Raw genomic sequence first — 11658 nt, forward strand, 5'->3', positions numbered from 1 at the left:
AGCTCAGGACAGGTCGAACGCCGCCACGGCCCGCGTCCATACTGCGTCCAGGTCCGCGTCGGCCGGGAACCTGCCGGCCAGTTCGAGATCCACGAGCCCGTGCGCGATGCCCCACAACGCCCGCGCCGTGATCTGGTCCCCACCAGTGATTCGCAGCAACGGGGCAGCCGCGCCGTCTTCGACACCTGGTGAGATCCGGTCCCGGGCAAGGGATGTGCGGGTCGCGAACTCGTACAGCCGGGGATGTTCCAGTGCCCACCGACGATAGGCCGCGGCGAGTGCCGGCAGGTCCTCGGCCGGTCGCAGCGCCGCGGTGAGGCGTTGTAGCGCTTTCTGCTGTAATGCCGCCTCGATATCGGCTTTCCCCGCGACATGCTTGTACAGCGAAGGCGCCCGGACCCCCAGTTGCTCGGCCAATCGGCGCATGGTTACGCCGTCGGGTCCGTCCCGTTCGAGCAACCGCTCGGCCACGTCGATGATTTCTTCGCGTCGGTTCATCCCCGCTTACCCGGCGTCCGGGTCGCTGCCGGTGAAGCCCAGCCGCGGCAGAGCAGGTAGGCGACGAGCAGCACGACAGACAGACCTCCATCCCAGGCGAGAACCGTTCCGGCGCCTTCGATCGCGTCGTTGCTGCGGTAGACGATGGCGGTGACGGTGAGTGCCACCTTGTGGAGGATGACGAGCTCCCAGACGCCTCGGTAGCCATTCGGTCGTAGCGCGAGGAGTGCGAACAGGCCGGCGAAGACGACATAGCCGTACGCACGCCACGTCTCGACCACCTTGACCGCGGGTTCCGCCGCGGCGACCCCGCCGACCGCAGTCACCGCGGACGCCAGCGCACCGGCCGCCGCCAGCCAGAGCAGGGCGCGAGCGACCCGGATACGCCCGGTTGCCCCGTCCTGCCGCCCATGGGCCCGGTCCTCGATCACCGTCATCGCACGAACACCTTGCCTCCGCTCGGTTAACACTGTTAGCCCCATTCTGGCTAACAGCGTTAACCGAGTCAATAGGATGGATTGCGGACAGACCCCGGGGCGGGCCGGAGATCCCCGCCCCATGAGGGCACGTGAAGTTCAGCGCCAAGGCCGGATTCTGTAACCAGAAGTTTGCGCCGGTCCGTAGAGTCTCGGCGGTGCGAGTCAGGCCGGAGCGAGTACTGCCGCAGCCCCCTGGCCGGGGGCTGCGCAATCGTCCGTGGGCCGACTACGCGCTGTTTCTCGTACTGGTGCTACCGAACCTCGCGCTGCTGGTGCTGTTCGTCTATCGCCCGCTGATCGACAATATCCGGCTGTCACTGTTCGACTGGAACATCTCCGATCCGGTCGCCACGTTCGTCGGGTTCGACAACTACCGCGAATGGTGGACGAGACCGGACTCCTGGACCGTCGTCACCAACACCGTGGTGTTCACAGTGGCCGCGGTGGCCGTGAGCATGGTCTTCGGACTCGGTCTCGCGTTGCTGCTGGATCGGAAACTTTTCGGCCGCAATGTGGTCCGCTCCGCGGTCTTCGCGCCGTTCGTCATCTCCGGCGCCGCGATCGGTGTCGCATTCCAGTTCATTTTCGACCCGAGCTTCGGCCTGATCCGAGATCTGCTGCACCGGCTCGGTGTGCACGAGGTCCCCGATTTCTACCAGGATCCGCACTGGGCACTGTTCATGGTGACGGTGACCTACATCTGGAAGAACCTCGGCTACACCTTCGTCATATATCTGGCCGCACTACAGGGGGTCCGGGAAGATCTGCTGGAGGCCGCCGAGATCGACGGCGCGAGCCGTTGGACCACGTTTACGAAAGTGTTGCTGCCACAACTGCGGCCGACCACCTTCTTCCTGTCCATCACGGTGCTGCTGAATTCGTTGCAGGTCTTCGACATCATCAACGTGATGACCCGAGGCGGGCCGCTCGGTACCGGTACGACCACGATGGTCTACCAGGTCTACGAGGAGTCCTTCCGCAATTTCCGCGCCGGCTACGGCGCGACGGTGGCCACTGTCATGTTCCTCGTGCTGCTGGTGGTCACGCTCGTGCAGGTACGTGCCATGGATCGGAACCGGCAGTGAAACACACGCGGCCCGAGCGACGGGCGGGGAGAAGGTAGCGTGCGTGACCACGTAGCGACCCGCGGAGGGCGCCATGGAAACAGCGTGCGGACGCTTTCCTATCGGCGCAGGCAGCGAGCGGTGACCGTACTCGGCTACGCCGCGATGACGTGCGTCCTGATGATCGTGGGCGTCCCGCTGTTCTGGATCTTCATCACGGCGTTCAAGGAGCGACCGGACATCTATGTGCAGCCCGCGGTGTACTGGCCGCGCAGCTGGCACCCGGAGAACTTCCGGGAAGCCACCACGGCGCTGCCGTTCTGGACGTTCCTACGCAACTCGCTGATCGTCACGGGCGTCGTCTCCGCGGTGAAGTTCGTGCTGGGTGTGTTCAGCGCCTACGGACTCGTTTTCCTGCGATTCCCGGGCAAGACGGCGATCTTCCTCGGGATCATCGCGGCGCTGATGGTGCCCAACCAGATCACGGTGATCTCCAATTACGCGCTGATCGCCGAGCTCGGCTGGCGAAACACCTTCCAAGGCATCATCGTTCCACTGTGCGGAGTCGCCTTCGGCACCTTCCTCATGCGAAACCACTTCCTGTCGCTACCCCCGGAGGTCATCGAGGCGGCCCGGATGGACGGCGCCGACTGGTGGCGGCTGCTCACCCGGGTGGTGCTGCCGATGTCCGGGCCGACCATGGTCGCGTTCGCGGTGGTGACGCTGGTCAACGAATGGAACGAGTACCTCTGGCCGTTCCTCATGGCCGACGACGCGGCAGTCGCCACGCTGCCGGTCGGTTTGACCCTGCTACAGAACACCGAGAATCCGAGCGTGACCAACTGGGGTCCGGTCATGGCGGGGACGCTGCTGACCGTGCTGCCGATCCTCGTCGTCTTCCTGCTGCTGCAACGCCACATGATCAAAGGCCTCACCTCGGGTGCGGTCAAGAGTTAACCGATAGAGGAGCAACCACGTGTCCACACAGTTCCCCGCCTTCAACCGGCGTGGCTTTCTCGGGCTCACCGGTGCGGCCGCGGCGGGCGCCGTGCTGACCGCTTGTGCGGGCACCGGTGGCGGCGGCAACCAGTCCGGCGACGCCCGGACCCTCAACTTCTGGTCCAACCATCCGGGCACGTCCAAGGACCTCGAGACCGAGATCATCCGGCGCTTCCAGGAGCAGCATCCCGACCTGACGGTGAACCTGGTCGACGCGGGCAAGAACTATGAAGAGGTATCGCAGAAATTCAATGCGGCACTGTCGGGCGGGGATCTGCCCGATATCGTCGTGCTCTCCGATGTCTGGTGGTTCAACTACGCGCTCAACGGCACCATCGAACCGCTGGATGGTCACTTCGCCGAAGTCGGCGTGCGGCTGGAAGACTACGTCGACTCGCTGGTCGCCGACTATCGGTTCGACGGCAAGCACTACGCGCTGCCCTATGCCCGCTCGACACCGCTGTTCTACTACAACAAGGATGTGTGGAACCGAGCCGGATTACCCGACCGCGGCCCACAGAGCTGGCCGGAATTCGACGAGTGGGGTCCCAAGCTGCAGGAGGTCGTCGGTCCCGGCAAACTCGCGCACGGCTGGGGTGACGCCAAGAACTACCTGGCCTGGACCTTCCAGGGCCCCAACTGGACCTTCGGCGGGGCCTACTCGGACGAGTGGACACTGAAGTTCGACGACCCCGGCACCCTCGCAGCGGGCACGTTCTTGCGGGATATGATCAACACCAAGAAGTACGCGGGCATCAAACCGCAGATCGCGGTCGACTTCGCCGCCGGCGTGATCGCCTCCACCATCGCCTCCACCGGCGACCTCAGCGGTATTGCACAGAGCGCCCGGAACACACTGGAATTCGGCACCGCCTTCCTGCCGCATCCGAACGGACCCGGCGTCACCACCGGCGGCGCCGGCCTGGCTATCCCCGCGCGCATCTCCGATGAGAGAAAGGTGAACGCGCTGAAGTTCATCGAGTTCGTCACCAACACCCGGAACACGGCGTATTTCTCCCAGGGCACCGGGTACATGCCGGTGCGTAAGTCGGCCGTGACCGACCCGAGCGAGCAGGCATTCCTCACGGCGAATCCGAACTCGAAGGTGGCGATCGATCAGCTCCCGCTGACCAGATCGCAGGACTACGCGCGAGTGTTCGTGCCGGGCGGCGACCAGATCATCGGCACCGGGCTGGAAAAGATCGGACTGCGCAACGCCGATGTGGCGGCCACCTTCGCCGATGTCACCAACCAGCTGCAAGCGATCATCGATCGGCAGATCACGCCCAAACTGCCGAAATAGCGCCCGCCCGTCCCCGAGGAGTCCACCAGCATGGCCACCGTGCAGTTCGAAGGCGTCACCCATCAGTACCCCGGCGCCCCGGCCCCGGCCGTCGACCGGCTCGAACTCGATATCGCCGACGGCGAGTTCCTCGTGCTGGTCGGTCCGTCGGGCTGCGGCAAGTCGACCAGCCTGCGCATGCTCGCCGGCCTGGAATCCGTCGCGGACGGGCGCATCCTGATCGGCGGCAAGGATGTGACCGGAGTGCCGCCGCGAGCCCGCGATGTCGCGATGGTTTTTCAGAGCTATGCGCTCTACCCCACTATGACCGTGGCACAGAACATGGGCTTCGCGCTGCGCAACGCCGGGATGAGCAGGACCGATACATTTCTGCGGGTACGCGAGGCCGCGACGATGCTGGAACTCGAGGATCTGCTCGACCGCAAACCCGCCGGGCTGTCCGGCGGCCAGCGGCAACGTGTCGCAATGGGACGTGCCATCGTCCGGCGTCCCCAGGTGTTCTGCATGGACGAACCCCTGTCCAACCTCGACGCGAAATTGCGGGTGAGCACGCGGTCGCAGATCGCGGCCTTGCAGAAGCGTCTGGGAACCACCACCGTGTATGTCACCCATGACCAGGTCGAGGCGATGACCATGGGCGATCGGGTGGCCGTGCTGCGCGACGGCGCTCTGCAACAGATCGCCGCGCCCCGAGAACTCTACGACGATCCGGTGAACACGTTCGTCGCGGCATTCATCGGCTCGCCGGCGATGAACCTGCTGGAAGCACCGGTGCACGAGGGCGCGGCGGTCCTGGGCGAGCTGAGGATCCCGTTACCGCCCGGAACGTCGGCGTGTGAGAACGTGGTGCTCGGGATCCGGCCGGAATCCTGGGAACTCGTCACCGAGGCCGTCGGCGCCCTGGCAGTGGATGCGGAACTGCTCGAAGAGATCGGCCCGGAGTCCTTCGTCTACAGCCGCGGGGTCACCGATGGGTGGCGCAGTCGTTCGGGGAAGGTGGTCGCACGGGTCGACCGCCGCTTCCGGATACGCTTCGGCGAGCGGTTGAACCTGCGGCCGAGGCCCGGCGAAGTGTTCTTCTTCGACGCTCGCACCGAAGAGCGCATGCGCTGACCACAGGCCTGTGCGCCGACGCGCCGGGATATCGACGATCGACAGGGCTACCGGCGACCGCTCAGAGGTGGACCTTCTCCGGCCGGGTGGTCACCACAACGACCGTTGTGGTTCCGGATTCCAGCGCGAGTCCCAACTCCTTCTCGAGGTCTGCGAAGGATTTGAGGATCGAGTACTCGTGGTTGCGCATGACGACATAGACGACGGACAGGTTGTGCTGTACTGCGGTCCACAGGCCCTGCACCGAGTACTGGAACGACCCGTCCCCGATCAAACCGATCACCGGACGCTCGACGCCGCGATCCCGGTCGCCGAGCGCGATACCGACGGCAGCCGGTACTGCCCAGCCGATACCGCCGCCGGCGGTGGCGAAGAGAGAGTCGGGTTCGACGGTGGGCAGCCATTGGGCATGCTGGGCCGTGGCGCGCAGCGCTCTTCCCGTATCTCATCGGACGCGGCGTACTGCCCGAGCACGCACCGGACTTCGCGCGTCGCCCACCCACTGGATCGACCGCCGGGCCGGAGAAGCCGGGCGTCTGGCACAGCGGCAGGCGGTGGAACCATCCCGTCGGAACCAGCAGCCGCGCCCCTGCGCACCGTTTCGGTGATCACTCACTCGACGGGCCGCGGAGCCCGTCCGGGAACATCCGCGGTGTCGTTCGGATTCCGGAGCCGTCCCGCGAGGTAGCATCTGCGGTCGAATGCATGGTGGTGACGCTTTTCGGAGTCTGCTGCGACGAGGCAGGTGGAACGGAGCGCGATGTCGAGCAACCATGGTGAGGAACCGGCGACCGTGAATCGCCGGACTGCAATCGGTTCCGGCGCGGCAGCCCTGGGCGGCGCGGCAATTGCCGCGGGGCTGAGTTCGGTCACCGCGTGTGCAGAGCCCGCCGAGTCGGGATTGCCCAGCGCGAGCGAGATCGATGCCAACCTCAACACTTCGGCCCATCTGTTCCATCTCACCGACGCCGAACCCGGTCGATACGATGGGGGCACCCTGCAAGGCGCGCACGAACAGAACTTTCCGGTTCTGGCCGGCCAGAACGGTGCGGCCTATTTCGTGCGGCTCGACCCGGGTGGAATCCGCGAGCCCCACTGGCACCCCACGGCATGGGAACTCAACTACCACATCTCCGGTACCGCGAAATGGACCATCCTCGGAACCCATCCGGACGGCAGCTATCACACCGATGTGTTCGAAGCACATGCGGGCGATCTGGTCTTCGCGCCGCAGGGTTTCTTCCACTACTTCGAGAACGCACGCACCGACGCCCCACTCGAGCTACTCATCGTCTTCAATACCAGTGCACCGGAAACAAGCGATGACATCGGTATTCGTGCGGCACTGAATTCGATACCCCGCGAAGTCACAGCGGCCGTACTCGGTATTCCGGCCTCCGCGCTGGCAGGTATTCCGGATGAGATCGAACCAGTGGTGATCACCGCACGGCACTGAGTCAACAGTTGCAGTGCACCGGCGGTCCTATCCGGAATTACGCAAGTCGGAGCGATCGGGCGCACTGGGGTTCTGACCGATTACATCTCCACCCAGACCTACCGCCGGCACAATCCCGAGGCTGCCGACGGCCTGGACGGCTTCGGCCCCGCGGTAGTCGACGAACTCGCCGCGGGCGATGCGATCCTCACCCCGGACATCGGCATGTACTGGGACGGGCGTGCCTGTCCGCGTCTACGCTACGGTGCACTGGGCCGTCCGTCCTACCGACTGTTCAGATTGGAGAGCTGTGGCAAATCCTTCGTTTCTGGTGCTCGGGGCTACCGGCGGACAGGGCGGGGCCGTTGTCGATGCATTGCTGTCGCGTGGGGTGGCGGTGCGAGCGATGGTGCGTGACAGCGGCAGTCCGCGCGCGCAACGGCTCGGTCAGCGCGGTGTGGAACTCGGGGACGGATCGCTGGAGGATCGGGCCGCGCTGGCGGCGGCTATGGCGAACGTCGCGGGCGTGTTCGCTGTGACCACACCGTTCGAAGCGGGCGTGGATGCGGAGATCCGGCAGGGAAGGGCGATCATCGGCGCGGCCGGTGATGCGGGGGTGGCGCATCTGGTGTTCAGCTCGGTGGCCTCGGCGGATCAGCACACCGCGATTCCGCATTTCATGAGCAAGGCGGTGATCGAGCAAGAACTCACCGCCAGCGGACTCCCGGCGACAGTTGTCGCGCCGACCTACTTCTTCGACAATGCACTCGGTGGTCGGCAAGCACTGCTCGAGGGCGTGCTGGATCTGCCCTTGCCGGCCGATCGGCCGTTACAGCAGCTGGCGCGAGAAGATCTGGGAGAGTTCGTCGCTCACGTTCTGACCGGACCGAAGAAGTATCTCGGCGAACGCATCGAGCTGGCGGGCGACGCCCCCACCCCGGCCGAAATGGCCGCTGCGATCGGCGAGGCATCGGGACGCCGCGTCATCCATCGGCAGACGTCACTCGACGCGGTGGGTAACGCAGATATGCGCGCCATGTGGGCATTCCTCGACGATGCCGGCTATCGCGTCGATATCGATGCTCTGCATCAAGCGAACCCCGAGATCGAGTGGACATCCTTTCGCGACTGGACGCGACGAACCTTCACACGCTGATACTCGAATCGGCCTGCTGGGGACGCTGTGCGCAGGCGACACTCCCGGCGGGCACGGTGCGCGCGACGGTGGCCGGACCGGATCGTGATCTGCGCCGCGGTGTCGATCTCGGTGTGCCGAGTATTCATCCGCGTCCTCTTTTCGCTCGTCTCACCAGGCAGACGCTCGGGGTCGGTGTGTTTGTCACCACCACCGCTCCGGAGCCAGCTACACAGTGGTGATGAACCCACCATCGATCGTCATATCGGCGCCGGTGATGTTTGCCGCCCGGTCCGAGACCAGGAACAAGACCAGGTCTGCGACCTCTTCCGGGGTGGTGAATCGTCCGCTCGGGGTGCCCGCCACAGCCTGCTCCGCCACCTCCCGGGCGCTGCCGCCGCCGGCTTTCGCGACAGTCTCGGCCACTCCCTCGCTGCCGAACCACAAGTCCGTCAGCACAGGTCCCGGACTGATCGAATTCGCCCGAATGCCCTGCGGGCCGAACTCTTTCGACAGCGCCTTGGTGAGGTTGGTCAGTGCCGCCTTGACTGCGCAATAGTCGACCACACCAGGGTCCGGGAAGAAGGCATTGACCGACCCGATCGTAACGATCGCGCCACCATCCCGGCGGAGCATCTCGGGGATCACCGCGCGGGTGGTGCGGACCGCCGCCATCATGCCCAAGTTCCACGAGGACTCCCAGTCCTCGTCCGTGACAGTGGTGAATCCACCCGGTCTCGGGGTGACCGCACCGGCGTTGTTGATCAGGATATCCGTCCCGCCCAACTCCGAGGCGGCCGCGACCAGCGCCGCAGGGCCTTCGGCGCCGGCGAGGTTTCCCGGTACGAACGTCACACTCCCGTGGGAAACGAGCTCATCGAGGCGATCGCTCATGGTGCGTGCTCCCGCGACCACGCGGGCACCGGCGTCGGCGAGGCGCTCGGTGATCGCAAGCCCTATACCCCTGCTCGCGCCGGTGACGACCGCGATCTTTCCGTCGAGATGCAAGTCCATGGTCACTCTCCTTCGTCGGAGTGCACACCCAGCCAGCCCGCCGATGACCGCACCGTCGGTGCGCCGGCCTATCCACCGGACGTATCGTCCCACGTCATCTCGCATAAGCGAGTTCTAGTTGCTGCCGATTTCGATGGCGTCGAGCCATGGAAGGCAATTCTCGACCGGCCGGGAACGAAGTCCCGGCGAGGCTACGCCGCACGGAGCAGACTCGGCGTAGCCTGGAGCGGCCGACGACGGGTTCGTCGAGTACGCGTTCGACAGCGGCAATCACCCGAAGTGGTCGCCGGTAGGGAACACGATCACCTGGGCATGCCCCAGGGTGCAGTCGCGAATTCAGGCGTTCATCGACCTGTACCACAGGGCAGGTGCTGAACGGTTCGATCGGAACTCGGCCGGTCGCTTCGACAAGCAGCCGGTCGACGAACGAGGCCCGGAAATATGACACCGCGACCGGTAGGCGCGCCCGCGTTTCGAAGGCAGCGTCGGACCTTGTCGGTCGAGTCGGCGCGTAATCGGTCGACTATTGCGTATACAGCGTTCGATCCCAGCAGCACCCGACATGGACAGCGAGGATGAAGATGCCCACTCACCGCGCGGTACACGTCGCATCAGCCGGGGAGAGGTTGGCCCTCGTCGACGTCGAAACCCTCTCACCCAACCCTGGTCATGTCCGAATCGCGGTGTCGGCATGTGGAATCTGCGGAACCGATCACGGCTTCGTCAACGGTGGATTCCCCGGGATGACCTGGCCCCTCACCCCGGGCCACGAAATCGCCGGAACAATAGCCGAGCTCGGCGCCGGCGTGGCCGGCTTCGATGTCGGGGACCGCGTCGCGGTGGGATGGTTCGGCGGTCACTGCAACCGGTGCGTTCCCTGCCGCCGGGGCATCTTCATCCACTGCGAGAATCTGCAGGTCCCGAGCTGGCACTATCCGGGCGGGTACGCCGAGTCGATCACCGTCCCGGCCAACGCCCTGGCCCGCATTCCGGAAGAGCTTTCCTTCATCGACGCCGCACCGATCAGCTGCGCCGGAGTCACCACCTTCGACGCCCTCCGCAAGACCCGTGCGCTGCCCGGTGACCGAGTCGCCGTCCTGGGCGTCGGCGGTCTCGGCCACCTCGGAATTCAGTTCTCCCGCGCGATGGGGTTCGAGACGATCGCGATCGCCCGCGGAACCGGCAAACGCGACGACGCCCTCGCGCTCGGTGCCCACCACTACGTGGACTCCACCGACGGCGACGTCGGCGACACATTACAGGGGCTGGGCGGGGTGTCCGTCGTACTCGCCACCGCCGCGAACTCGGCAGCGATGGCCGCCACGATCGGCGGCCTGCTTCCCCGAGGCGAACTCATCCTGATCGGCGCCGCCACCGACCCGCTCCCGATCAGTCCCCTGCAGCTGATCCTGCCCGGATACAGCGTGACCGGCCATCCCTCGGGCACCGCCCGTGACATCGAAGAGGCGATGCAGTTCGCCGTCCTCACCGGCGTCCGGGCCCGCACCGAGGAACGTGCTCTGGCCGACGCCGCCCAGGCGTACACGGTCGCGGACGAAGGGCGAGCTCGCTACCGCATGGTGCTCACCATGTAACCGACCTGCTTGCTCCCGCCCTGCGCACAGCATGGGACACCGTACGACCACGGATCCCTCGCAGATCACCTACGGCCGCCCGACAAGCCGCCGAGCCCCGCCTCGGCAACGGAGCGGCACCGAACCCGACGAGTGCCCTCCAGGGAAGCGCCGGAACCTCACCGGCCCTATCGGGCCAGAAAATGCCAGCCCAGCCAGGCCCAGACAAGAACGGCCAGAACTCGCAGTATCCGGGATCGTAGGAGCAGACGGAGCGTCTGCCCGAGCGGGGTGAGGCGGTTGGGCAGGCGGCGCGCGGTGAGTTCGGCCGCCAGCCCGGCGGCAGCGAGGGCGGCGAATCCGATAATGATCACCGACCGGTCGGTCATCGCAGCAGCCACCACCCGACGACCAGCCACAGCAGCCAGCCGACCCAGCGTCCCGGGCCCTGTTCCAGCGTGGTGTCGAGCAGTGTGGACAAGGTCGGATGGGACGGGTCCGGCACGCGCCACGACGACTGCTGGGACAGTGCGAACAACTCCCAGGCCGATACCGCGAGGGCCAATGGGGACCACAGCAGCAAGCCGTTGCGTAGCCGCGGATCCGCGGGTAACGGCTCGTCGGGGCGCCGGAGGGCATGCGCAAGCAGGAGAATCGACGGTGCCGCGACCAGTGCCGTCGCTGCCCAGTCGAACGGGCGGGTTCGGGCAGCGAGTGTGGCGAGGGCAAGGCAGCTGACAACGGGCACGGCCCACCGCACGAACTGCCCGCGGGGCGTAGGGGTCGGCTCGGCCGTCACTTCTCGCAGTCTACGACCTGGGTCGCCGTAGCAATGGCCGATTCTCAGTTGAATGTGGCGTGTTTCTGCTGGTCACGCCATGCAATCGCTGCCGTATGAGAAACCGGAGGTGCACCCGCACGATCACGCCGATAGAGATCAACAGCAGGATTCAGCCGGCCTGCCCAGGGTGACTTTTCTCCCGGATGCTCCTCGACCCGCCATCCAGGACCTGTTCTGTAATTCATCCCAACCACAGGACGACA

13 protein-coding genes are annotated in these 11658 nt (G+C 65.8%); 7 read left to right on the forward strand and 6 right to left on the reverse strand.

All coding sequences use genetic code 11. From position 1 onward, the window contains the following. Positions 1-3: 3 nt before the first annotated feature. Both ACWEWT_RS07445 and ACWEWT_RS07450 read right to left on the reverse strand, forming a co-directional pair. The gene (locus ACWEWT_RS07445) at positions 4-498 is read right to left on the reverse strand and encodes a TetR/AcrR family transcriptional regulator (RefSeq protein WP_452557160.1); all 495 of its coding nucleotides are present in this window, start codon (positions 496-498) and stop codon (positions 4-6) included. Next, positions 495-935 carry a hypothetical protein gene (locus tag ACWEWT_RS07450; protein ID WP_452557162.1) on the reverse strand — a complete coding sequence of 147 codons (441 nt, stop codon included), beginning with the start codon at positions 933-935 and terminating at the stop codon, positions 495-497. The genes ACWEWT_RS07445 and ACWEWT_RS07450 overlap by 4 nt, the downstream gene beginning before the upstream one ends. 197 nt (positions 936-1132) lie before the next feature. On the opposite strand from ACWEWT_RS07450, the gene ACWEWT_RS07455 reads away from it, so the two are divergent. The 4 genes from ACWEWT_RS07455 (at position 1133) to ACWEWT_RS07470 (ending at position 5456) form a co-directional block, all read left to right on the forward strand. After that, positions 1133-2062 (forward strand): carbohydrate ABC transporter permease, encoded by a 930-nt coding sequence (locus ACWEWT_RS07455; RefSeq protein ID WP_452557164.1) that lies wholly within the window; start codon positions 1133-1135, stop codon positions 2060-2062. Positions 2063-2206: 144 nt separating this feature from the next. Next, positions 2207-2998, forward strand: coding sequence for a carbohydrate ABC transporter permease (locus ACWEWT_RS07460; RefSeq protein WP_452557704.1), 792 nt, complete (start codon positions 2207-2209; stop codon positions 2996-2998). A gap of 19 nt (positions 2999-3017) precedes the next feature. Beyond that, entirely contained in the window at positions 3018-4343 is a 1326-nt protein-coding gene (locus ACWEWT_RS07465) for an ABC transporter substrate-binding protein (RefSeq protein ID WP_452557166.1), read from the forward strand. A gap of 30 nt (positions 4344-4373) precedes the next feature. Then, entirely contained in the window at positions 4374-5456 is a 1083-nt protein-coding gene (locus ACWEWT_RS07470; protein WP_452557168.1) for an ABC transporter ATP-binding protein, read from the forward strand. A 61-nt stretch (positions 5457-5517) separates the two neighbouring features. On the opposite strand, the gene ACWEWT_RS07475 is transcribed toward ACWEWT_RS07470, so the two are convergent. Then, positions 5518-5886 carry a thiamine pyrophosphate-dependent enzyme gene (locus tag ACWEWT_RS07475; protein ID WP_452557705.1) on the reverse strand — a complete coding sequence of 123 codons (369 nt, stop codon included), beginning with the start codon at positions 5884-5886 and terminating at the stop codon, positions 5518-5520. 330 nt (positions 5887-6216) lie between these two features. On the opposite strand from ACWEWT_RS07475, the gene ACWEWT_RS07480 reads away from it, so the two are divergent. Both ACWEWT_RS07480 and ACWEWT_RS07485 read left to right on the forward strand, forming a co-directional pair. Further along, positions 6217-6912 (forward strand): cupin domain-containing protein, encoded by a 696-nt coding sequence (locus ACWEWT_RS07480; protein WP_452557170.1) that lies wholly within the window; start codon positions 6217-6219, stop codon positions 6910-6912. Positions 6913-7201: 289 nt separating this feature from the next. Further along, on the forward strand, positions 7202-8047 hold the full coding sequence (locus ACWEWT_RS07485; RefSeq protein WP_452557172.1) for an NmrA/HSCARG family protein: 846 nt from the start codon (positions 7202-7204) through the stop codon (positions 8045-8047). Between the two features lie 207 nt (positions 8048-8254). Here the strand turns inward: ACWEWT_RS07485 and ACWEWT_RS07490 are convergent, their stop codons facing one another. Next, on the reverse strand, positions 8255-9040 hold the full coding sequence (locus ACWEWT_RS07490; RefSeq protein WP_452557174.1) for an oxidoreductase: 786 nt from the start codon (positions 9038-9040) through the stop codon (positions 8255-8257). Positions 9041-9621: 581 nt separating this feature from the next. On the opposite strand from ACWEWT_RS07490, the gene ACWEWT_RS07495 reads away from it, so the two are divergent. Further along, a complete protein-coding gene (locus ACWEWT_RS07495) occupies positions 9622-10635 on the forward strand; it encodes an alcohol dehydrogenase catalytic domain-containing protein (protein WP_452557706.1) in 1014 nt (337 codons plus the stop codon). 167 nt (positions 10636-10802) lie between these two features. Here the strand turns inward: ACWEWT_RS07495 and ACWEWT_RS07500 are convergent, their stop codons facing one another. Beyond that, a complete protein-coding gene (locus ACWEWT_RS07500; RefSeq protein WP_452557176.1) occupies positions 10803-11003 on the reverse strand; it encodes a DUF6186 family protein in 201 nt (66 codons plus the stop codon). Further along, entirely contained in the window at positions 11000-11413 is a 414-nt protein-coding gene (locus tag ACWEWT_RS07505; protein ID WP_452557178.1) for a hypothetical protein, read from the reverse strand. The genes ACWEWT_RS07500 and ACWEWT_RS07505 overlap by 4 nt, the downstream gene beginning before the upstream one ends. Positions 11414-11658 lie beyond the last annotated feature (245 nt).

The sequence above is a fragment of the Nocardia sp. NPDC003963 genome (assembly GCF_053605105.1).